The organism is Heyndrickxia vini, assembly GCF_016772275.1.
GTDB classification, from domain to species: domain Bacteria; phylum Bacillota; class Bacilli; order Bacillales; family Bacillaceae_C; genus Heyndrickxia; species Heyndrickxia vini.
In genome coordinates this window covers 125,474-145,145 of sequence record NZ_CP065425.1, presented here as the reverse complement: position 1 = coordinate 145,145, position 19,672 = coordinate 125,474, and the positions used below count along the sequence as shown (strand labels likewise).

The window sequence follows — 19,672 nt, the reverse complement described above, 5'->3', positions numbered from 1 at the left end:
CTACCCATCGTAACACTCTATTAGCTTCAATACATCACATATATAAAAGTTTCGACGCGTTAAGCGCAAAAGGCCAACATGGTAATAGAATGCAAGGCCCATATTTACAAAAAAAGGGCATAGAAGCAGTTATAACTAACTGTCCTGCCCTCATTGTAAATACCTATTAAACTAATTCAATAATTACTACCGGTGCACCGTCACCACGACGAGGTCCAAGTTTCATGATACGAGTATATCCGCCTTGGCGTTCCTGATAACGTGTAGCGATGTCAGAGAATAATTTTTGAACAGCATCTTGTTTCGTTTCAGCATTAGCAATTTCATGACGGATGAATGCAGCTGCTTGACGACGTGCGTGTAAATCACCACGTTTACCAAGAGTGATCATTTTTTCAACAACTGAACGTAACTCTTTCGCACGAGCTTCAGTAGTTTCAATGCGCTCATTGATGATAAGGTCAGTTGCTAAGTCACGAAGCAACGCTTTACGTTGGGCACTAGTACGTCCTAGTTTTCTGTATCCCATGAAGTTTCCCTCCCTTGTTGAAAATTAATATTATCAAGTTTTTTATATCAATCGTCTTTTCTTAAGCCTAAACCAAGTTCTTCTAACTTCGCTTTTACTTCTTCTAAAGACTTACGACCTAAATTACGAACTTTCATCATATCTTCTTCAGTTTTATTTGCTAACTCCTGAACAGTGTTGATTCCGGCACGTTTTAGGCAATTATAAGAACGAACGGAGAGATCAAGTTCTTCAATCGTCATTTCAAGAACCTTTTCCTTCTGATCTTCTTCTTTTTCAACCATGATTTCAGCATTTTGTGCTTCATCGGTTAAACCTACGAAAATATTTAAGTGCTCTGTAAGAATCTTTGCACCTAGAGAAATTGCTTCCTTTGGTCCAATGCTTCCATCAGTCCACACATCTAATGATAACTTATCAAAGTTTGATACTTGACCAACACGGGTATTTTCCACTTGATAGTTTACACGTTGAACCGGTGTATAGATAGAATCAATTGGAATTACTCCAATCGGAAGATCTTCACGTTTATTCTGTTCAGCAGGTGTATAACCACGACCTGTTACAGCTGACATACGCATACGGAAGTGAGCATTTTTCCCTAATGTTGCGATGTAAAGATCTGGATTAAGAATTTCCACGTCGCTGTCATGTGTGATGTCAGCAGCAGTGACAACTCCTTCTCCTTGCACATCAATTTCTAACGTTTTTTCTTCGTCAGAGTAGATTTTCAATGCTAGCTTTTTAATATTAAGAATAATTGATGTTACATCTTCTACGACGCCTTCAATTGTTGAGAACTCATGCATGACCCCATCTATTTGTATAGAAGTGACAGCTGCACCTGGAAGTGAGGATAATAGGATACGACGTAAGGAGTTACCCAAAGTTGTACCATATCCACGCTCTAGTGGTTCTACGACGAACTTCCCGAAACTTGCATCATCGTTAACCTCAACCGTTTCAATTTTTGGCTTTTCGATTTCAATCATTCAAATTTACCCTCCTTCAAAACGTCGAAACCCCGGCAGAGATAGAATTTAATCGACCTAACCGAAATTCCCCATGTTTACATTCCCATTTGTGCACAACAACTGGATTAATCATTTCTGTTTTGTATTTTTTGTCATATCATATCCCATTATTGACATGGATACAAATTCTATACAGAAAAAATTAAACACGACGGCGTTTAGGTGGGCGGCAACCATTATGTGGTACCGGTGTAACATCTTTAATAGCTGTTACTTCTAGACCAGCAGCTTGAAGTGCACGAATAGCAGCTTCACGACCTGCACCAGGTCCTTTAACAGTTACTTCAAGAGTTTTCATTCCATGTTCCATAGATGCTTTAGCTGCAGTTTCTGCTGCCATTTGCGCTGCAAACGGAGTAGATTTACGTGAACCTTTGAAACCAAGAGCACCGGCACTAGACCATGCAAGAGCATTACCATGAGAATCAGTAATCGTTACGATTGTATTGTTGAATGTAGAACGAATGTGTGCAATACCTGTTTCTATATTCTTTTTCACACGACGTTTACGAGTGTTTGTTTTACGTGCCATACTACTATGAAACCTCCTTTACTAATTATTTCTTTTTACCTGCTACAGTCTTACGAGGACCTTTGCGTGTACGAGCGTTGTTCTTTGTATTTTGACCGCGAACTGGTAAACCACGACGATGACGAAGACCACGGAATGATCCAATTTCCATTAAACGTTTAATGTTTAAAGAAACTTCACGACGAAGGTCACCTTCAACTTTTAATTTGTCAATGATATCACGGATTTTATTTAATTCTTCCTCAGTTAAGTCGCGAACACGAGTATCTTCAGATACGCCTGCTTCAGCTAAAATCTTTTGGGCTGTTGGTTTTCCAATCCCAAAGACATATGTTAAAGAGATCACTACACGTTTATCACGTGGGATGTCTACACCTGCAATACGTGCCATATTAAGAGCGCACCTCCTTTAAAAATTATCCTTGTTTTTGTTTATGTTTTGGGTTTTCACAAATAACCATTACTTTACCATTTCTGCGAATGATTTTACATTTCTCACAAATTGGTTTTACTGATGGTCTGACTTTCATCTCTTTTACCTCCTTAATAGTACGGAGTGCATTATTATTTGAAACGATACGTAATTCTTCCGCGAGTTAAATCATATGGAGAAAGTTCAACTGTTACTTTATCCCCTGGTAAAATACGAATGAAATGCATTCTAATTTTTCCAGAAACATGTGCAAGAACAGTATGACCATTCTCTAATTCTACCTTAAACATTGCATTAGGCAAAGTTTCACTAACAGTACCTTCAACCTCGATAACATCGTCTTTCGCCATCGAACCCGTCTCCCTTCTTCTTACATTTATGGACTACAAACTTTTACCACTTTTACGCGAGTGCCTATGGTAGGCGGTCCATAATGAGGTAATAGTGGGTCTTCATGTAATTCTTGACCAATCCCATGTCCAGCATACTCGCGAACGATAGAAAAGCCATGATTTTTTACAAAGTTTTGAATCGCATGAGAGATGTTCGAAAGACGCACACCAGGCTTTCACTCATTTCAGCCATGATAGAGAGAGATCTCTTTCACATCCGCGAGCCTTTTCGCGCCTCTTCATCTATTTTATCAACAGGATATAAATATCTATTGTTAAAATGTTACCTTCATCTCATGGTAGAATTTCGAGAATTACTTTAATGACAAAAGCCACGAAATCCATTATACCCTTTATATGAAGGAATTGCATCAAACTTGCGAATAAATTTTTCAGTAATTACATCCAATTCTTACGAACATCAGAAGTAATTTTTATTAGTTCTTGATTACAGCAAGCAATTTGTCGATATCAGCAAATACTTTGTTAATATCTTGTTCGCCATCAATCGTTTGTAAATAGCCTTTTCCTGCATAAAAATCAAGAAGGGGTTTTGTTTGTTTGATGTTAACATCCAAACGGTTTTGAACCGTTTCTTCATTATCATCAGCACGTTGATATAGCTCTCCGCCACATCGGTCACAAGTTCCTGCTTCTTTAGGTGGGTTGAATTCAAGATGGTACGTTGCTCCGCAATTTTTACAAATGCGTCGACCAGTAAGTCTTCCCATCAAGATATCTTTATCCACATTAATATTTATACAGTAATCAATCTTTTTATTAAGATCGCTAAGAATTGCTTCAAGTGCTTCTGCTTGTGGAACAGTTCTTGGGAAACCGTCCAATAAGAAACCTTTCTGACAATCATCTTTGCTTAAACGTTCACGAACAATGCCAATTGTCACTTCATCAGGGACAAGTTCACCTTTATCCATAAACGATTTTGCCTTTAAGCCGAGTTCTGTTCCTTCTTTCATAGCAGCACGGAACATATCTCCAGTTGAGATATGAGGGATTGCATACTTATCTACGATTCGTTCGGCTTGTGTTCCTTTACCGGCACCGGGAAGGCCCATTAACACTAAATTCATTAGTACTTCCCCCTCAAGACTCATTTTAGTTTTAGGAACAAATTGACTGTCCCTAAAACTAACAATTATTTGATAAAACCTTTATAATGACGTTTCACAAGTTGTGATTCTAATTGTTTCATCGTATCAAGTGCAACACCCACAACAACTAGTAAACTAGTTCCACCAATTTGAGCTGATGGTGGTAATCCAGCTAAATTCGTAAACAACACTGGAAGTATAGAAATAACTGCTAAGAAAATAGAACCCACAAATGTTAATCGATACAGAACAGATGTTAAGTACTCCTTAGTATTTTTACCAGGTCGAATTCCCGGAATATACCCTCCTTGTTTCTTGAGGTTATCCGCCATTTGTTCGGGATTTACTTGTACAAACGCATAGAAATATGTGAAAGCTATAATTAACGCAACATAAATGATCATTCCAACTGGTTTCGTATAATCAAAGATCCAAGTAATAGTGTCTGTGACATTATTTGATCCAAAGAAGGATGCTATTGTTCTTGGAGCGATAATAAACGAAACAGCAAAGATAACCGGAATAACACCTGCTGCATTTACTTTTAATGGTAAGTGTGTTGATTGGCCGCCAACAGGGTTTTTCCCTGCTAAACGTTGTGCATATTGAATAGGAATTTTTCTTAATGCTTGCTGAACGAATACGACAGCAACAACAATTGCAATTACCACTAATACAATTAGTAATAAGATAACAATTTTAATAAATAATTGTTGACCAGCATTTTTTAATTGTTGTTCAAAAATTTGTCCAACGATCGTTGGAATACGAGCAACAATCCCAGCCATGATAAGAATTGAAATTCCATTACCCACACCTTTAGCGGTAATTTCTTCACCAACCCACATTAAAAATGCGGTACCTGCTGTCAACACAATTGCAATGGTCAAATAAGTACCGATTCCTGGATTTTGAATCAACTGACCTTGTGTCATGGTATTGAAACCATACGACATACCAATTGCTTCAATAAAACCAAGAACGATTGTGAAGTATCGAGTAAATTGTGCTAACTTACGTCGACCCACTTCACCTTGTTTCGACCACTCCGTGAATTTAGGAACTACATCCATTTGCAATAACTGGATAATAATTGATGCTGTGATGTAAGGCATAATTCCCATTGCAAAAATAGAGAATTGATAGAGCGCGCCACCACCAAATGTATTTAGAATACTAAAGAAACCAGATTGGTCATTTGCTTCTAATGCACGTGCATCAACACCAGGAACTGGAATATAAGCTCCTATTCTAAACACAACTAACATTAATAGGGTGAATATAATTTTCTTTCTTATATCACCCACACGCATAAAATTGGAGATTGTCTTAATCATTAAATCACCTCAATAGATCCGCCAGCAGCTTCGATAGCTTCTTTAGCAGCAGAGGAGAATTTGTGAGCTTTGACAGATAATTTTTTCTCAAGCTTACCTTTTGCAAGAATTTTAATTCCTGCTTTCTCTTTGCTAACTACTCCTGTTTCAATAAGAAGGACCGGAGTAATTTCAGTACCATCTTCAAAACGATTTAATGCATCAAGATTCACGATCGCATAGTCTTTACGGTTAATGTTTGTAAAACCGCGTTTTGGTAGACGACGGAATAAAGGTGTTTGACCACCTTCAAAACCAGGGCGTACGCCACCGCCAGAACGAGCGTTTTGACCTTTATGACCTTTACCAGCAGTTTTACCGTTACCAGAACCAATACCACGACCTACACGATTACGTTCTTTTCGTGATCCTTCAGCAGGTTTTAATTCATGAAGTTTCATTGTCGGCACCTCCTTGTATTAGTAAGTTCTATTACTGTTCTTTTACTGTTACGAGATGAGCAACTTTATTGACCATACCACGGATTGCAGCATTATCTTCATGCTCAACAGTTTGATTCACTTTACGCAAACCAAGAGCTTTAACTGTTTCACGTTGATTTTCTGGACGACCAATCAAACTGCGAGTGAGGGTAATTGCTAATTTGTTTGCCATTAAAATTCCCTCCTTATCCTAACAGTTCTTCTACTGATTTATTACGTAATTTAGCAACATCTTCCGCACGTTTTAACTGCTTAATACCATCGATAGTTGCACGAATCATATTAATTGGTGTATTAGAACCAAGTGATTTAGATGTAATATCAGCTACTCCACCTAATTCTAGTACCGCACGTACAGGACCACCGGCAATTACTCCAGTACCTGGAGAACCTGGCTTCATAAGTATTTGGCCAGCTCCGAATCGACCGATTACTTCATGTGGAATTGTAGTTCCAACAATCGCTATTTCTACTAGGTTTTTCTTCGCATCTTCTACTGCTTTGCGGATTGCATCAGGTACCTCTTGAGCTTTACCAGTACCGAAGCCAACATGACCATTTCTATCACCTACAACTACAAGTGCAGAGAAACGGAAACGACGTCCACCTTTAACAACCTTCGCAACACGATTAACAGTAACAACGCGTTCTTCTAATTCAAGTTTGTTAGGATCAATGTGACGCATGTATTTGTCCCTCCTTTTTTATTAAAATTCTAAGCCGTTTTCACGGGCAGCGTCAGCTAGTGCTTTAATACGTCCGTGGTAAAGGTATCCACCACGGTCAAAAACTACTGCTTTAACGCCTTTTTCAACCGCACGTTTTGCGATTAATTCGCCAACTTTTTGTGCTGCATCAATGTTGCTGTTAGATTCAAGGTTAAGTTCTTTATCTAATGTAGAAGCACTAGCTAAAGTTACACCATTTAAATCATCGATCAACTGAGCATAAATATTTTTATTAGAACGATATACGTTTAAACGAGGACGTGTCGTTGTACCACTTAATTTAGCACGTACACGAGCATGTCTTTTCTTACGTACTTTATTTTTATCTGGCTTAGTGATCACCCGAGGTCACTCCTTTCTTTTAGCCTTAAGCCGCATTATTTACCAGTTTTACCTTCTTTTCTACGTACATATTCGCCTTCATAACGAATCCCTTTACCTTTATAAGGTTCAGGTGGACGAACACCACGAATATTGGCAGCTAATGCACCAACGCGCTCTTTGCTAGTACCTTTTACAATAACTTTTGTGTTCGCAGGAACTTCAATTTCAAGTCCGTCTTCTGCTTCGAATTCAACTGGATGTGAATAACCTACGTTAAGAACAAGTTTGTTGCCTTGTTTTTGAGCACGATATCCAACCCCGATTAATTCTAGGGATTTTTCAAATCCTTTAGATACACCTTCAACCATGTTAGCTAATAATGCACGAGTTGTACCATGTAACGCACGGTGTTCTTTTGCATCAGATGGACGAGTGATGTTAATTACGTTCTCTTCAATATTGATTGTAATGTCAGGGCTAAAACTGCGAGTAAGTTCACCTTTAGGTCCCTTAACAGTAACGTTGCTTCCATCTAATGTAACTGTTACACCAGAAGGAATTTCAATAGGTTTTTTACCTACACGTGACATTCTATTGCACCTCCATTCATACCTTAGTATTACCAAACGTACGCTAATACTTCTCCGCCAACTTGTTTGTTACGAGCGTCTTTATCAGTAAGTACGCCTTGAGAAGTAGAAACGATTGCGATTCCAAGACCGTTTAATACTTTTGGAACTTCGTTTGCTTTTGCATATACACGTAAACCTGGCTTACTAATACGTTTAATACCAGTGATTACACGTTCATTGTTCGCACCATATTTCAAAAAGATCCGAATGATACCTTGTTTATTATCTTCGATGAATTCAACATCACGAATAAAACCTTCGCGCTTAAGAATTTCAGCAACTTCTTTTTTGATTTTAGAAGCAGGAACTTCTAGTTTTTCGTGACGCACCATGTTTGCATTACGAATACGAGTAAGCAAATCTGCAATTGGATCTGTCATTACCATTATATTAACCTCCTTCCCAATTTCGGGGTTTACCAGCTAGCTTTTTTAACGCCAGGAATTTGACCCTTATATGCAAGTTCACGGAAACAAATACGGCAAAGTTTGAATTTGCGAATTACTGAATGTGGACGGCCACAACGTTCGCAACGTGTGTAAGCTTGCACTTCAAACTTTGGTGTGCGCTTTTGTTTCACGATCATAGATTTTTTAGCCACGTTTTCGCCTCCCTTTTTTAGCGATTACTTTTGGAATGGCATTCCGAGTTGAGTTAATAATTCACGAGCTTCTTCGTCTGTGTTTGCAGTTGTTACGATAACGATATCCATACCACGTACTTTACTCACTTTATCGTAATCAATTTCAGGGAAGATAAGCTGTTCTTTTACACCAAGTGTATAGTTTCCACGACCATCAAATGCTTTCTTTGAGATACCGCGGAAGTCACGTACACGTGGAAGAGAAACTGAAATTAGTTTGTCTAAGAATTGATACATGCGTTCGCCACGAAGTGTAACTTTCGCACCGATAGGCATTCCTTCACGAAGACGGAATCCTGCAATAGAATTTTTCGCTTTTGTTACAACTGGTTTTTGTCCAGTGATAATTGCAAGTTCTTCAACCGCATTGTCTAAAACTTTTGCGTTTTGAACAGCATCACCAACACCCATGTTGATAACGATTTTTTCAATTTTTGGTACTTGCATTACAGATTTATAATTGAATTTGCTCACTAAAGCTGGAGCTAATTCCTTTTCATATTTTTCCTTTAGGCGGTTCATGTCGTGTACCTCCCTTCTTCTAAAAACTATTTATCTAAAACTTCACCAGATTTTTTTGCTACACGTACTTTTTTACCGTTAACTTCTTGATAACCAACACGTGTTGGTTCGTTTGTTTTAGGATCTACTAACATTACATTAGATACGTGAATAGCTGCTTCAAAGTTAACAATTCCACCTTGTGGATTAGCTTGTGATGGCTTTGAGTGCTTTTTCACGATGTTAACACCTTCAACGATTACACGGTCTTTTTTAGGAAAAGCTGCTAAAATAACACCTGTTTTTCCTTTATCTTTACCAGTGATAACCATTACTTTATCGCCTTTTTTAACATGCATCTTAATCGCACCTCCTTGGTTTACGAATCAATTATAATTAAAGAACTTCCGGAGCTAAGGATACGATTTTCATAAAATTGTTATTACGAAGTTCACGAGCAACTGGTCCGAAGATACGAGTTCCACGAGGGCTCTTATCATCACGGATAATTACACATGCATTCTCATCAAAACGAATATATGATCCATCCGGACGGCGGACACCACTCTTAGTACGAACAACTACAGCCTTAACAACTTCACCTTTTTTAACAACGCCTCCTGGTGTTGCTTGTTTCACTGTACAAACGATAACATCACCGATGTTAGCTGTTTTACGACCAGATCCACCTAAAACTTTAATTGTTAAAACTTCTCTTGCACCAGAGTTGTCAGCAACTTTTAAACGAGATTCTTGTTGAATCATTATGGTTTACCTCCCTTCGGAAAAACTAATCCGAAACATTCTATTAGATAATAACGGCCTTTTCAACGACTTCAACAAGACGGAAACGTTTTGTCGCTGATAATGGACGTGTTTCCATAATGCGAACGATATCGCCGATTTTTGCTTCATTCTGCTCATCGTGTGCTTTAAACTTCTTAGAGTATTTCACGCGTTTGCCGTAAAGTGAGTGTTTTTTATATGTTTCTACAAGAACAGTAACTGTTTTATCCATTTTGTCTGAAACAACACGTCCTGTATAAACTTTACGTTGGTTCCGTTCACTCATTTTCGCAAGACCTCCTATCGTTATCGATTATTTACGCCGATCTCTCTTTCACGGATCACCGTTTTCATACGAGCTATCGCTTTACGTACTTCACGGATGCGAGCTGTATTTTCAAGTTGTCCAGTAGCTAACTGGAAACGTAGGTTAAATAATTCTTCTTTTAATGACTTTACTTTTTGTTCAATTTCGGCAGTGGTTAAATCACGAATTTCATTAGCCTTCATTTGTTTCACCACCAATTTCTTCTCGTTTTACAAATTTACATTTGATTGGAAGCTTATGTGCTGCAAGACGAAGTGCTTCACGTGCAACTTCTTCAGAAACACCAGCAATTTCAAACATAATTTTACCAGGTTTTACGACTGCTACCCAGCCTTCTGGTGCCCCTTTACCGGAACCCATCCGTACTTCTAATGGTTTAGCAGTATATGGCTTGTGAGGGAAGATTTTAATCCACACTTTACCACCACGTTTCATATAACGTGTCATGGCGATACGTGCAGCTTCGATCTGACGGTTAGTGATCCAAGATGCCTCAACAGCTTGTAAACCGTATTCACCAAATGCAACTTCAGTGCCACCTTTTGCACGTCCACGCATTTTTCCACGATGTTCACGGCGATATTTAACGCGTTTAGGTAATAACATGATTATTTTCCTCCTTCCTCAGATTTTTTCTTCGCTGGAAGAACCTCTCCACGGTAAATCCATACTTTTACTCCAAGTTTACCGTAAGTTGTATCTGCTTCTGCATGAGCATAATCGATATCTGCACGCAAAGTATGAAGCGGAACTGTTCCTTCACTATAGTGTTCAGCACGGGCAATATCTGCTCCGCCTAGACGTCCAGAAACTTGTGTTTTAATACCTTTTGCACCGGCACGCATAGCACGTTGAATGGCTTGTTTTTGTGCACGACGGAAAGATACACGATTTTCTAATTGACGAGCAATATTTTCAGCTACTAACTTCGCATCGATATCAGCTTTTTTAATTTCAACGATATTGATGTGTACGCGTTTGCCTGTTAAAGAATTCAATGCTTTACGAAGTGCTTCTACTTCAGTACCACCTTTACCGATAACCATTCCTGGTTTTGCAGTACGGATAGTAATATTAATGCGATTCGCAGCACGTTCGATTTCTACGCCAGATACAGATGCATCAATAAGGCGTTTTGCGATATATTCACGTACTTTTAAGTCTTCGTGTAAAAGATCTGCATAGTCTTTTTCAGCGTACCATTTAGATTCCCAGTCACGAATAACTCCGATACGTAAACCTATTGGATGTACTTTTTGACCCACGAATTATCCCTCCTTCTTTTCTGATACCACGATTGTAATGTGGCTAGTACGTTTAAGGATTTGGCTTGCACGTCCTTGCGCACGAGGACGGAAACGTTTAAGTGTTGGTCCTTCGTTCACATAAGCCTCAGTTACAACTAAGTTGTTAATATCCATATCATAATTATGTTCTGCATTAGCAATAGCAGATTTCAAAACTTTTTCTACAACTGGTGAAGCAGCTTTAGGTGTTAAGTTTAAAATTGCAACTGCTTCTCCTGCTTGCTTACCTCGTATTAAATCGACAACTAGGCGTACTTTACGAGGAGCAATACGAACTGTTCTTGCAACAGCTTTAGCTTGCATCAGGATGCCCTCCTCTCATTAACGTCTTGTTTTCTTGTCATCACTTGCGTGACCTTTATAAGTACGAGTTGGTGCAAATTCACCAAGCTTGTGACCTACCATATCTTCAGTAACGTATACAGGCACGTGTTTACGTCCATCATAAACAGCAATCGTATTTCCGATAAATGCTGGGAAGATTGTAGAACGACGAGACCAAGTTTTAATTACTTGTTTTTTTTCTGACTCGTTTTGAACTTCAACCTTTTTCATTAAATGTTCATCAACAAAAGGTCCTTTTTTTAAGCTGCGACCCATGGTCGAACCTCCTTTCGTGATTGTGCTACGGCCCTTAGCGTGAACCGTAGTTCAACCGCGTTATTTTTTGCGACGACGCACAATAAATTTATCAGATTTATTTTTCTTCTTACGAGTTTTGTAACCAAGTGTTGGTTTACCCCATGGAGTCATTGGTGATTTACGTCCGATAGGAGCGCGACCTTCACCACCACCGTGTGGATGGTCATTAGGGTTCATTACAGATCCACGAACAGTTGGGCGTTTACCTAACCAACGAGAACGACCTGCTTTACCAATGTTGATTAATTCATGTTGTTCATTACCAACTTGACCAACAGTAGCGCGGCAAGTAGCAAGAATCATACGAACTTCACCAGAGTTCAAACGTACAAGTACATATTTACCTTCTTTACCAAGAACTTGTGCAGATGTACCCGCAGAACGAACTAATTGTCCACCTTTACCAGGTTTTAATTCGATATTGTGGATAACTGTACCTACTGGAATGTTAGCTAATGGAAGAGCGTTACCTACTTTAATATCTGATTCTGGACCAGATACTACTTCCATGCCCACTTTAAGGTTTTTTGGTGCTAGAATGTAGCGTTTTTCTCCATCTACATAATTGATTAAAGCAATGTTAGATGAACGGTTTGGATCATACTCAATTGTAGCAACGCGTCCTGGTATACCATCTTTATCGCGTTTGAAGTCGATAATGCGGTATTGACGCTTATGACCGCCACCTTGATGACGAACTGTTAACTTACCTTGGTTGTTACGGCCGCCTTTTCTTTTAAGTGGTGCAAGTAATGATTTTTCCGGTTGATCAGTTGTGATTTCCGCAAAATCAGATACAGTCATACCACGACGTCCGTTAGAGGTAGGTTTGTATTTTTTGATCGCCATTTTTTTCCCTCCTCTTCAATTTACATTAGTTTTGTGAATTAAACTTCGAAGAATTCGATTTCTTTACTGTCAGTAGTTAACGTAACAATAGCTTTGCGGCGCTTGTTAGTATAACCAGCATGACGACCCATGCGTTTGAATTTACCTTTGTAGTTCATTACGTTAACTTTCGCAACTTTTACACCAAAGATTTCTTCAACAGCATCTTTAACTTGTGTTTTGTTTGCTCTTACGTCAACTTCAAAAGTGTATTTTTTATCAGCCATTACGTCCGTTGAACGTTCAGTGATGACAGGGCGCTTAATGATATCACGTACATCCATTAACCAAGCACCTCCTCTACTTTTTCAACAGCGGCTTTTGTAATGATCAATTGATCATGTGAAACCACATCTAATACATTTACTCCGTTTGCATCTACAACAGTAATACCAGGGATATTACGAGCTGATAGAGCAACGTTTACGTCAGAACCATCTGTAACTACAAGAGCTTTCTTGCCTACAGAAAGATTTTTTAACACAGCAGCAAATTCTTTTGTTTTCGGTGCATCGAAAGTTAAAGTTTCTAATACTAGAATTTTCTCTTCAAGCACTTTACTAGATAATGCTGATTTAATTGCTAGACGACGTACTTTTTTAGGTAATTTATAGCTATAGCTACGTGGAACTGGACCAAACACAGTACCACCGCCACGCCATTGTGGTGAACGGATAGAACCTTGACGAGCACGACCAGTACCTTTTTGACGCCATGGCTTACGACCACCACCGCGTACTTCAGAGCGGTTTTTCACTTTGCTTGTTCCTTGACGTAATGATGCTCTTTGCATAACTACAGCGTCAAAGATTACATTATTATTTGGTTCAATACCAAATACTGAATCATTAAGTTCGATATCACCAACTTTAGATCCGTTTTGGTTATATAGAGCTACTTTCGGCATTCCTGTTTCCTCCTTTCTTTATAATTAAATTACTTTGCTTTAATCGCTGTTTTGATTTTAAGCAATGCTTTTTTAGGACCAGGAACATTACCCTTAACAAGGATAAGATTACGTTCTGCATCTACTTTAACAACTTCTAGGTTTTGAATAGTAATTTGCTCTCCACCCATACGTCCAGGCAATGCTTTTTGCTTGAATACGCGGTTTGGAGCAACAGGACCCATTGATCCTGGGCGACGGTGATAACGGGAACCGTGAGCCATTGGACCACGAGATTGTCCATGACGTTTAATAACACCTTGGAAACCTTTACCTTTAGAAATTCCAGTTACATCAATGATGTCACCTTCTGTAAAAATATCAACCTTGACTTCTTGACCAATTTCATACTCACTAGAGTTTACTGCGTCGAATTCGCGAATGAAGCGCTTAGGAGCAGTATTTGCTTTTGATACATGACCTTTTTCCGGTTTGTTTGATAACTTTTCACGTTTGTCTTCGAAACCTAATTGGATCGCTTCGTAGCCATCATTTTCAATAGTTTTCTTTTGTAGAACAACGTTTGGAGTTGCTTCAACAACAGTTACTGGGATAAGATCACCATTTTCAGCAAATATTTGCGTCATACCGATTTTTCTTCCTAAGATTCCTTTGGTCATGAGTCACACCTCCTAATATTAATTAACATTTTATTTATTAAAGTTTAATTTCGATATCTACACCAGACGGCAAGTCCAAACGCATCAATGAATCTACTGTTTGTGGAGTAGGATTTACGATGTCGATTAGACGCTTATGTGTGCGCATTTCGAATTGTTCACGAGAATCTTTATATTTGTGCACCGCACGTAAGATTGTGTATACAGATTTTTCAGTTGGAAGCGGAATCGGACCAGACACGCTAGCACCAGATCTTTTCGCTGTTTCAACAATTTTCTCTGCAGATTGATCAAGGATTCTGTGATCATAAGCCTTTAAACGAATACGAATTTTTTGTTTTGCCATTATTTTCCCTCCTTTATCGCCTATTTTTAGAATAGACATTCTCCGTGGAAATTTCCCACACACGCGCCATGGCAAAGCGGCCGGGTGTGTCAGCAACCTCCCACATCATCGCAGTCAAAGACCAACATTCTCTATTATACATAAAACATATAGACTATGCAATACTATAATAGATATTTGTTTAGTTTTTAACACTTTTTACATTATACATACTTATCTAATGTTGTTCAAGTAATTCTGTAATTGTTGCAAAATAATGATTGTTTAGATTCAAAAAGGCAAATAAAAAAGCAGGCGATCGTCACCGCCTGCTTTATCTATGTTCTAAAATTATTATTTAGAAATTGTAGTTACAACACCTGAACCAACAGTACGTCCACCTTCACGAATTGAGAAACGAGTTCCTTCTTCAATCGCGATTGGTGAGATTAGTTCAACATTCATTTCTGTGTTATCGCCAGGCATTACCATTTCAGTACCTTCGTTAAGATGAACGATACCAGTTACATCTGTAGTACGGAAATAGAATTGTGGACGATAGTTAGAGAAGAATGGAGTGTGACGTCCACCTTCTTCTTTAGATAAAACATAAACTTCAGCTTTGAACTGAGTGTGTGGAGTAATTGTTCCTGGTTTAGCAAGAACTTGACCACGTTGGATTTCTTCACGAGCAACCCCACGAAGAAGTGCGCCGATGTTATCTCCAGCTTCAGCATAATCAAGAAGTTTACGGAACATTTCTACACCTGTTACAGTAGTAGATTTTGCTTCTTCAGCTAAACCGATGATTTCAACTACATCCCCAACTTTAACTTGACCACGTTCTACACGGCCTGTAGCAACAGTACCACGACCTGTGATTGAGAATACATCCTCAACAGGCATCATGAATGGTTTTTCATTGTCACGTTCTGGAGTTGGAATGAATTCATCAACTGCAGCCATTAGCTCAGTGATTTTTTCTTCCCAAGCTGGGTCTCCTTCAAGTGCTTTAAGAGCAGAACCTTTGATTACAGGAACATCGTCTCCAGGGAAACCATATTCAGAAAGAAGGTCACGAACTTCCATTTCTACTAATTCTAATAATTCTTCGTCATCTACCATATCACATTTGTTTAAGAATACAACTAGGTATGGTACACCTACGTTACGAGAAAGTAGGATGTGCTCACGAGTTTGTGGCATTGGACCATCAGCAGCAGATACTACTAAGATACCGCCATCCATTTGTGCAGCACCAGTGATCATGTTTTTAACATAGTCAGCATGTCCTGGGCAGTCAACGTGTGCATAGTGACGAGTTGCAGTTTCATATTCTACGTGTGCAGTATTGATAGTAATACCACGTTCACGTTCTTCTGGAGCACCATCAATTTGGTCGTAAGCGCGAGCTTCCGCACCACCAGTTTTTGCAAGAACTGTAGTGATTGCTGCAGTTAAAGTAGTTTTACCATGGTCAACGTGACCAATTGTACCAATGTTAGCATGTGTTTTAGAACGATCAAATTTCGCTTTAGCCATTAGGAAATCCTCCTTAATATTTATAATAATAAGTATTTATATGATGCTTTAAAGATGAGCGCTCATCTTTAAAGCAATCATTTATCATATATAGTAGTTATACTTTATAAAGGCTCAGAAATCAATTATTCACCTTTATTTTTTTTGATAATTTCTTCAGAAATTGTTTTTGGTACTTCTTCATAGTGATCGAAGTGCATTGTGAACACACCACGACCTTGTGTACTAGAACGAAGTGCTGTTGCATAACCAAACATTTCTGAAAGTGGAACCATCGCACGAACTACTTGCGCATTTCCGCGTGCTTCCATACCTTCAACACGTCCACGACGAGCAGTAATTTGACCCATAATATCACCTAGATATTCTTCAGGGATAACTACTTCAACTCTCATAGTCGGTTCAAGGATTACAGGGTTACATTTTGATGCTGCATTTTTAAGTGCAAGAGATGCAGCGATTTTAAATGCCATTTCACTTGAGTCAACATCATGGTATGAACCATCATATAACTTAGCTTTTACATCGACTAATGGATAACCTGCTAATACACCGCGATCTAACGCATCTACTAGACCAGCTTCAACTGCTGGGATGTATTCACGGGGTACAACACCACCGACGATAGCATTTTCAAATTCAAAACCTTTACCTTCTTCATTTGGTGAGAACTCGATCCAAACGTCACCGTATTGACCGCGTCCACCAGATTGACGAGCAAACTTACCTTGTACTTGTGCGCTAGAACGGAAAGTTTCGCGGTAAGCAACTTGAGGTGCACCTACATTTGCTTCTACTTTAAATTCACGTTTCATACGATCAACAAGAATATCTAAGTGAAGTTCACCCATACCAGCAATGATAACTTGTCCAGTTTCTTGGTCAGTATGTGCACGGAATGTAGGATCTTCCTCTTGAAGTTTTTGTAATGCTGTTGTCATTTTATCTTGGTCAGCTTTAGATTTTGGCTCTACAGACAATTGAATAACTGGTTCAGGGAATTCCATGGATTCTAAGATAACTAGATCTTTTTCATCACATAGAGTGTCCCCAGTTGTAGTGTCTTTAAGACCAACTGCAGCTGCGATATCCCCAGCATGTACTTCAGTAATTTCAGCACGGTGATTTGCGTGCATTTGAAGAATACGGCCAACACGTTCACGTTTTCCTTTAGTAGAGTTCTGTACATAAGAACCAGAGTTTAATGTTCCAGAATACACACGGAAGAACGTTAACTTACCAACGTAAGGGTCAGTCATTACTTTAAATGCTAACGCAGCAAATGGTTCATCATCACTTGAATGCTTTTCGATAACTTCATCTGAATCAGGAGCAGTACCTTTAATTGCAGGTACATCTAATGGAGATGGAAGATAGTCAATAACAGCATCAAGCATTAATTGAACACCTTTGTTTTTAAATGCAGATCCACAGATAACTGGGTAGAATTCTACATTAACAGTACCTTTACGAATAGCGGATTTTAGCTCTTCAACAGTGATTTCTTCACCGCCAAGGTATTTTTCCATTAATTCTTCATCAAGTTCAGCTACCGCTTCAACTAATTTTTCACGGTATTCCTCAGCTTGATCTTTGTATTCAGCAGGGATTTCTGTTTCTTCAATTTCAGTCCCTAAATCATTACCATACATAATTGCTTTCATTTCAACAAGGTCAATAATACCTTCGAATTGATCTTCAGCACCGATTGGTAATTGAATTGCATGAGCATTTGCTTGTAAGCGATCATGTAAAGTACCTACAGAATATAAGAAATCTGCACCGATTTTATCCATTTTATTAACGAATACAACACGTGGTACTCCATATGTTGTTGCTTGGCGCCAAACAGTTTCTGTTTGAGGTTCAACCCCGGATTGCGCATCAAGAACAGCTACTGCACCATCAAGTACACGAAGTGAACGTTCAACTTCAACTGTGAAGTCTACGTGTCCTGGTGTATCGATGATGTTTACGCGGTGACCTTTCCATTGTGCAGTTGTTGCTGCAGATGTAATTGTAATACCACGTTCTTGTTCTTGCTCCATCCAGTCCATTTGAGATGCACCTTCATGTGTTTCACCGATTTTATGAATTTTACCAGTGTAATAAAGGACACGCTCAGTTGTTGTCGTTTTACCGGCATCGATGTGTGCCATGATACCGATATTACGAGTATTTTCTAAGGAGAACTCTCTTGCCATTGGTTTTTTCTCCTTCCTAATATGAGAATAGTATTTTTTGATTGAAGGTTAGATTACCAACGATAGTGAGCAAACGCTTTGTTTGCTTCTGCCATCTTATGAGTATCTTCACGCTTTTTAACAGCAGCACCAGTGTTGTTAGCTGCATCTAGAATTTCGTTAGCTAAACGCTCTTCCATCGTTTTTTCTCCACGAAGACGAGCATAGTTTACTAACCAACGTAAACCTAATGTAGTACGACGTTCAGGACGAACTTCTACAGGAACTTGATAGTTAGCACCACCTACACGACGAGCTCTAACTTCAAGTACAGGCATAATGTTTTTAAGTGCTTGATCAAACACTTCCATTGGGTCTTTACCAGTACGTTCACGAATAATATCAAAAGAAGAATAAAGAATAGTTTGAGATTTACCTCTCTTACCATCTACCATCATTTTGTTAATTAAACGAGTAACTAATTTTGATTTATAAATCGGATCTGGTAATACATCTCTTTTCGCAACAGGGCCTTTACGTGGCATTGTATTTCCTCCTTTCAGAAAGGTTTATAGTTAAATGTTATTATTTTTTCTCTTTTGGACGCTTAGTACCGTATTTAGAACGGCCTTGTCTACGGCTGTCAACTCCAGCAGTATCAAGCGCACCACGTACGATATGATAACGTACCCCCGGTAAGTCTTTTACACGTCCACCGCGAATTAATACAACGCTGTGTTCTTGTAAGTTATGGCCAATACCAGGAATATAAGCAGTTACCTCAATACCGTTTGTTAAACGAACACGGGCATATTTACGAAGTGCTGAGTTCGGTTTCTTCGGTGTCATTGTACCAACACGTGTACAAACACCACGTTTTTGTGGTGAAGATAAGTCTGTGTTCACTTTTTTAAAGCTATTGTAACCTTTATTAAGTGCTGGAGACTTAGACTTTGTAATTTTTGATTTACGAGGTTTACGTACTAATTGATTAATAGTAGGCATTACTATATCCTCCCTTCCGATTTTGTTTAAGCCCACACATCCAGGTGGTTCATTTTAAAGCAAAAACAAAGTTTTTGCAGTTTGTTCTGCAAAAACAGTTTTAATAAATAACTGCAACAGCAGCAGCCCCAACTTCTATTCCACATACTTTTCCGAGTTTCTTCATTGAATCAACCATCGAAATTGGTATGTTCATATCATTTGCAACCTGAATTACATTTTTAATAACCGCAGGATCAGCGTCCTCAGCCAATATAAGTTCATCCATGTTGTTGTCTTTAAGAGCTTTTACTGTTTGTTTTGTTCCTACAACAATTTGTTTAGCCTGCTTTACTTTTTCATAAGACATTTATCATATCCTCCAAAGCAACAGGTGTATGATAGGAGCACCTTGAATATAGTATCATTTTCATATGTTAAT

General features: G+C 38.7%; 34 protein-coding genes and 1 pseudogene. All 35 read right to left on the bottom strand.

Going from position 1 to position 19,672, the window contains the following annotated elements; genetic code table 11:
• Positions 1-166: 166 nt before the first annotated feature.
• The 35 genes and pseudogenes from rplQ to I5776_RS00645 all read right to left on the bottom strand — a co-directional run bounded on the left by rplQ (position 167) and on the right by I5776_RS00645 (position 19,600).
• Positions 167-529 (bottom strand): 50S ribosomal protein L17, encoded by a 363-nt coding sequence (gene rplQ / locus I5776_RS00815; protein ID WP_202778565.1) that lies wholly within the window; start codon positions 527-529, stop codon positions 167-169.
• Between the two features lie 47 nt (positions 530-576).
• Positions 577-1,521, bottom strand: a complete 945-nt coding sequence (locus I5776_RS00810) for a DNA-directed RNA polymerase subunit alpha (RefSeq protein ID WP_066226716.1) — start codon at positions 1,519-1,521, stop codon at positions 577-579.
• 184 nt (positions 1,522-1,705) lie between these two features.
• Complete coding sequence (rpsK, locus tag I5776_RS00805; RefSeq protein WP_066226714.1) at positions 1,706-2,095, bottom strand: 30S ribosomal protein S11; 390 nt, start codon at positions 2,093-2,095, stop codon at positions 1,706-1,708.
• Between the two features lie 25 nt (positions 2,096-2,120).
• Positions 2,121-2,486 carry a 30S ribosomal protein S13 gene (gene rpsM / locus I5776_RS00800; RefSeq protein ID WP_202778564.1) on the bottom strand — a complete coding sequence of 122 codons (366 nt, stop codon included), beginning with the start codon at positions 2,484-2,486 and terminating at the stop codon, positions 2,121-2,123.
• Between the two features lie 25 nt (positions 2,487-2,511).
• Entirely contained in the window at positions 2,512-2,625 is a 114-nt protein-coding gene (gene rpmJ, locus I5776_RS00795; RefSeq protein ID WP_058005985.1) for a 50S ribosomal protein L36, read from the bottom strand.
• A gap of 34 nt (positions 2,626-2,659) precedes the next feature.
• Complete coding sequence (gene infA / locus I5776_RS00790; RefSeq protein ID WP_058005984.1) at positions 2,660-2,878, bottom strand: translation initiation factor IF-1; 219 nt, start codon at positions 2,876-2,878, stop codon at positions 2,660-2,662.
• Positions 2,879-2,928: 50 nt separating this feature from the next.
• Positions 2,929-3,332 (bottom strand): annotated as a pseudogene (locus I5776_RS21750) (M24 family metallopeptidase); the annotation flags it as partial.
• A 25-nt stretch (positions 3,333-3,357) separates the two neighbouring features.
• Positions 3,358-4,011 (bottom strand): adenylate kinase, encoded by a 654-nt coding sequence (locus I5776_RS00780; RefSeq protein ID WP_202778563.1) that lies wholly within the window; start codon positions 4,009-4,011, stop codon positions 3,358-3,360.
• 65 nt (positions 4,012-4,076) lie between these two features.
• Entirely contained in the window at positions 4,077-5,369 is a 1,293-nt protein-coding gene (gene secY / locus I5776_RS00775) for a preprotein translocase subunit SecY (RefSeq protein WP_202778562.1), read from the bottom strand.
• On the bottom strand, positions 5,369-5,809 hold the full coding sequence (gene rplO, locus I5776_RS00770; protein ID WP_202778561.1) for a 50S ribosomal protein L15: 441 nt from the start codon (positions 5,807-5,809) through the stop codon (positions 5,369-5,371). Before rplO ends, secY begins: the two co-directional genes overlap by 1 nt.
• A gap of 31 nt (positions 5,810-5,840) precedes the next feature.
• Positions 5,841-6,023, bottom strand: coding sequence for a 50S ribosomal protein L30 (gene rpmD / locus I5776_RS00765; RefSeq protein WP_066226703.1), 183 nt, complete (start codon positions 6,021-6,023; stop codon positions 5,841-5,843).
• Positions 6,024-6,036: 13 nt separating this feature from the next.
• Entirely contained in the window at positions 6,037-6,537 is a 501-nt protein-coding gene (rpsE, locus tag I5776_RS00760; protein ID WP_066226700.1) for a 30S ribosomal protein S5, read from the bottom strand.
• Positions 6,538-6,558: 21 nt separating this feature from the next.
• On the bottom strand, positions 6,559-6,921 hold the full coding sequence (rplR, locus tag I5776_RS00755; protein ID WP_202778560.1) for a 50S ribosomal protein L18: 363 nt from the start codon (positions 6,919-6,921) through the stop codon (positions 6,559-6,561).
• A gap of 35 nt (positions 6,922-6,956) precedes the next feature.
• Positions 6,957-7,493, bottom strand: coding sequence for a 50S ribosomal protein L6 (gene rplF, locus I5776_RS00750; RefSeq protein WP_202778559.1), 537 nt, complete (start codon positions 7,491-7,493; stop codon positions 6,957-6,959).
• Between the two features lie 29 nt (positions 7,494-7,522).
• Complete coding sequence (rpsH, locus tag I5776_RS00745) at positions 7,523-7,921, bottom strand: 30S ribosomal protein S8 (protein ID WP_066226694.1); 399 nt, start codon at positions 7,919-7,921, stop codon at positions 7,523-7,525.
• Positions 7,922-7,950: 29 nt separating this feature from the next.
• Positions 7,951-8,136 carry a type Z 30S ribosomal protein S14 gene (locus tag I5776_RS00740; protein WP_055737812.1) on the bottom strand — a complete coding sequence of 62 codons (186 nt, stop codon included), beginning with the start codon at positions 8,134-8,136 and terminating at the stop codon, positions 7,951-7,953.
• Between the two features lie 24 nt (positions 8,137-8,160).
• A complete protein-coding gene (gene rplE / locus I5776_RS00735; protein WP_202778558.1) occupies positions 8,161-8,700 on the bottom strand; it encodes a 50S ribosomal protein L5 in 540 nt (179 codons plus the stop codon).
• A gap of 26 nt (positions 8,701-8,726) precedes the next feature.
• Positions 8,727-9,038 (bottom strand): 50S ribosomal protein L24, encoded by a 312-nt coding sequence (gene rplX, locus I5776_RS00730; protein WP_202778557.1) that lies wholly within the window; start codon positions 9,036-9,038, stop codon positions 8,727-8,729.
• A gap of 37 nt (positions 9,039-9,075) precedes the next feature.
• Positions 9,076-9,444, bottom strand: coding sequence for a 50S ribosomal protein L14 (gene rplN / locus I5776_RS00725; RefSeq protein ID WP_066226690.1), 369 nt, complete (start codon positions 9,442-9,444; stop codon positions 9,076-9,078).
• 43 nt (positions 9,445-9,487) lie between these two features.
• Positions 9,488-9,751 (bottom strand): 30S ribosomal protein S17, encoded by a 264-nt coding sequence (rpsQ, locus tag I5776_RS00720; protein WP_066226688.1) that lies wholly within the window; start codon positions 9,749-9,751, stop codon positions 9,488-9,490.
• Between the two features lie 20 nt (positions 9,752-9,771).
• Entirely contained in the window at positions 9,772-9,975 is a 204-nt protein-coding gene (rpmC, locus tag I5776_RS00715) for a 50S ribosomal protein L29 (protein ID WP_003351417.1), read from the bottom strand.
• The gene (gene rplP, locus I5776_RS00710) at positions 9,965-10,399 is read right to left on the bottom strand and encodes a 50S ribosomal protein L16 (protein WP_066226686.1); all 435 of its coding nucleotides are present in this window, start codon (positions 10,397-10,399) and stop codon (positions 9,965-9,967) included. Before rplP ends, rpmC begins: the two co-directional genes overlap by 11 nt.
• A 2-nt stretch (positions 10,400-10,401) precedes the next feature.
• A complete protein-coding gene (gene rpsC, locus I5776_RS00705; protein WP_066226684.1) occupies positions 10,402-11,058 on the bottom strand; it encodes a 30S ribosomal protein S3 in 657 nt (218 codons plus the stop codon).
• 3 nt (positions 11,059-11,061) lie between these two features.
• Positions 11,062-11,403 carry a 50S ribosomal protein L22 gene (rplV, locus tag I5776_RS00700; RefSeq protein ID WP_066226682.1) on the bottom strand — a complete coding sequence of 114 codons (342 nt, stop codon included), beginning with the start codon at positions 11,401-11,403 and terminating at the stop codon, positions 11,062-11,064.
• An 18-nt stretch (positions 11,404-11,421) separates the two neighbouring features.
• Entirely contained in the window at positions 11,422-11,700 is a 279-nt protein-coding gene (rpsS, locus tag I5776_RS00695; RefSeq protein ID WP_202778556.1) for a 30S ribosomal protein S19, read from the bottom strand.
• A gap of 60 nt (positions 11,701-11,760) precedes the next feature.
• On the bottom strand, positions 11,761-12,591 hold the full coding sequence (gene rplB / locus I5776_RS00690) for a 50S ribosomal protein L2 (RefSeq protein WP_202778555.1): 831 nt from the start codon (positions 12,589-12,591) through the stop codon (positions 11,761-11,763).
• 38 nt (positions 12,592-12,629) lie between these two features.
• Positions 12,630-12,914, bottom strand: coding sequence for a 50S ribosomal protein L23 (rplW, locus tag I5776_RS00685; RefSeq protein WP_202778554.1), 285 nt, complete (start codon positions 12,912-12,914; stop codon positions 12,630-12,632).
• Positions 12,914-13,537: a 50S ribosomal protein L4 gene (gene rplD, locus I5776_RS00680; protein ID WP_202778553.1), complete on the bottom strand. Its 624-nt coding sequence runs from the start codon at positions 13,535-13,537 to the stop codon at positions 12,914-12,916. The genes rplW and rplD overlap by 1 nt, the downstream gene beginning before the upstream one ends.
• 29 nt (positions 13,538-13,566) lie before the next feature.
• Positions 13,567-14,196 carry a 50S ribosomal protein L3 gene (rplC, locus tag I5776_RS00675; protein WP_202778552.1) on the bottom strand — a complete coding sequence of 210 codons (630 nt, stop codon included), beginning with the start codon at positions 14,194-14,196 and terminating at the stop codon, positions 13,567-13,569.
• Between the two features lie 37 nt (positions 14,197-14,233).
• The gene (gene rpsJ, locus I5776_RS00670) at positions 14,234-14,542 is read right to left on the bottom strand and encodes a 30S ribosomal protein S10 (protein WP_025729837.1); all 309 of its coding nucleotides are present in this window, start codon (positions 14,540-14,542) and stop codon (positions 14,234-14,236) included.
• 333 nt (positions 14,543-14,875) lie between these two features.
• Positions 14,876-16,063 (bottom strand): elongation factor Tu, encoded by a 1,188-nt coding sequence (gene tuf / locus I5776_RS00665; RefSeq protein ID WP_202778551.1) that lies wholly within the window; start codon positions 16,061-16,063, stop codon positions 14,876-14,878.
• A gap of 125 nt (positions 16,064-16,188) precedes the next feature.
• Positions 16,189-18,267 carry an elongation factor G gene (gene fusA, locus I5776_RS00660; protein WP_202778550.1) on the bottom strand — a complete coding sequence of 693 codons (2,079 nt, stop codon included), beginning with the start codon at positions 18,265-18,267 and terminating at the stop codon, positions 16,189-16,191.
• Between the two features lie 53 nt (positions 18,268-18,320).
• Positions 18,321-18,791: a 30S ribosomal protein S7 gene (rpsG, locus tag I5776_RS00655; protein ID WP_066226665.1), complete on the bottom strand. Its 471-nt coding sequence runs from the start codon at positions 18,789-18,791 to the stop codon at positions 18,321-18,323.
• Between the two features lie 40 nt (positions 18,792-18,831).
• On the bottom strand, positions 18,832-19,251 hold the full coding sequence (gene rpsL / locus I5776_RS00650) for a 30S ribosomal protein S12 (RefSeq protein ID WP_058005960.1): 420 nt from the start codon (positions 19,249-19,251) through the stop codon (positions 18,832-18,834).
• 100 nt (positions 19,252-19,351) lie between these two features.
• Positions 19,352-19,600 carry a 50S ribosomal protein L7ae-like protein gene (locus I5776_RS00645; RefSeq protein WP_202778549.1) on the bottom strand — a complete coding sequence of 83 codons (249 nt, stop codon included), beginning with the start codon at positions 19,598-19,600 and terminating at the stop codon, positions 19,352-19,354.
• Positions 19,601-19,672: the final 72 nt, after the last annotated feature.

Coding starts and splice junctions, on each gene's coding strand:
- rplQ (WP_202778565.1), bottom strand. CDS start 529: ATGGGATACAGAAAACTAGGACGTACTAGTGCCCAACGTAAAGCGTTG.
- I5776_RS00810 (WP_066226716.1), bottom strand. CDS start 1,521: ATGATTGAAATCGAAAAGCCAAAAATTGAAACGGTTGAGGTTAACGAT.
- rpsK (WP_066226714.1), bottom strand. CDS start 2,095: ATGGCACGTAAAACAAACACTCGTAAACGTCGTGTGAAAAAGAATATA.
- rpsM (WP_202778564.1), bottom strand. CDS start 2,486: ATGGCACGTATTGCAGGTGTAGACATCCCACGTGATAAACGTGTAGTG.
- rpmJ (WP_058005985.1), bottom strand. CDS start 2,625: ATGAAAGTCAGACCATCAGTAAAACCAATTTGTGAGAAATGTAAAATC.
- infA (WP_058005984.1), bottom strand. CDS start 2,878: ATGGCGAAAGACGATGTTATCGAGGTTGAAGGTACTGTTAGTGAAACT.
- I5776_RS00780 (WP_202778563.1), bottom strand. CDS start 4,011: ATGAATTTAGTGTTAATGGGCCTTCCCGGTGCCGGTAAAGGAACACAA.
- secY (WP_202778562.1), bottom strand. CDS start 5,369: ATGATTAAGACAATCTCCAATTTTATGCGTGTGGGTGATATAAGAAAG.
- rplO (WP_202778561.1), bottom strand. CDS start 5,809: ATGAAACTTCATGAATTAAAACCTGCTGAAGGATCACGAAAAGAACGT.
- rpmD (WP_066226703.1), bottom strand. CDS start 6,023: ATGGCAAACAAATTAGCAATTACCCTCACTCGCAGTTTGATTGGTCGT.
- rpsE (WP_066226700.1), bottom strand. CDS start 6,537: ATGCGTCACATTGATCCTAACAAACTTGAATTAGAAGAACGCGTTGTT.
- rplF (WP_202778559.1), bottom strand. CDS start 7,493: ATGTCACGTGTAGGTAAAAAACCTATTGAAATTCCTTCTGGTGTAACA.
- rpsH (WP_066226694.1), bottom strand. CDS start 7,921: ATGGTAATGACAGATCCAATTGCAGATTTGCTTACTCGTATTCGTAAT.
- rplE (WP_202778558.1), bottom strand. CDS start 8,700: ATGAACCGCCTAAAGGAAAAATATGAAAAGGAATTAGCTCCAGCTTTA.
- rplX (WP_202778557.1), bottom strand. CDS start 9,038: ATGCATGTTAAAAAAGGCGATAAAGTAATGGTTATCACTGGTAAAGAT.
- rplN (WP_066226690.1), bottom strand. CDS start 9,444: ATGATTCAACAAGAATCTCGTTTAAAAGTTGCTGACAACTCTGGTGCA.
- rpsQ (WP_066226688.1), bottom strand. CDS start 9,751: ATGAGTGAACGGAACCAACGTAAAGTTTATACAGGACGTGTTGTTTCA.
- rpmC (WP_003351417.1), bottom strand. CDS start 9,975: ATGAAGGCTAATGAAATTCGTGATTTAACCACTGCCGAAATTGAACAA.
- rplP (WP_066226686.1), bottom strand. CDS start 10,399: ATGTTATTACCTAAACGCGTTAAATATCGCCGTGAACATCGTGGAAAA.
- rplV (WP_066226682.1), bottom strand. CDS start 11,403: ATGCAAGCTAAAGCTGTTGCAAGAACAGTTCGTATTGCTCCTCGTAAA.
- rpsS (WP_202778556.1), bottom strand. CDS start 11,700: ATGGGTCGCAGCTTAAAAAAAGGACCTTTTGTTGATGAACATTTAATG.
- rplB (WP_202778555.1), bottom strand. CDS start 12,591: ATGGCGATCAAAAAATACAAACCTACCTCTAACGGACGTCGTGGTATG.
- rplW (WP_202778554.1), bottom strand. CDS start 12,914: ATGGATGTACGTGATATCATTAAGCGCCCTGTCATCACTGAACGTTCA.
- rplD (WP_202778553.1), bottom strand. CDS start 13,537: ATGCCGAAAGTAGCTCTATATAACCAAAACGGATCTAAAGTTGGTGAT.
- rplC (WP_202778552.1), bottom strand. CDS start 14,196: ATGACCAAAGGAATCTTAGGAAGAAAAATCGGTATGACGCAAATATTT.
- rpsJ (WP_025729837.1), bottom strand. CDS start 14,542: ATGGCAAAACAAAAAATTCGTATTCGTTTAAAGGCTTATGATCACAGA.
- tuf (WP_202778551.1), bottom strand. CDS start 16,063: ATGGCTAAAGCGAAATTTGATCGTTCTAAAACACATGCTAACATTGGT.
- fusA (WP_202778550.1), bottom strand. CDS start 18,267: ATGGCAAGAGAGTTCTCCTTAGAAAATACTCGTAATATCGGTATCATG.
- rpsG (WP_066226665.1), bottom strand. CDS start 18,791: ATGCCACGTAAAGGCCCTGTTGCGAAAAGAGATGTATTACCAGATCCG.
- rpsL (WP_058005960.1), bottom strand. CDS start 19,251: ATGCCTACTATTAATCAATTAGTACGTAAACCTCGTAAATCAAAAATT.
- I5776_RS00645 (WP_202778549.1), bottom strand. CDS start 19,600: ATGTCTTATGAAAAAGTAAAGCAGGCTAAACAAATTGTTGTAGGAACA.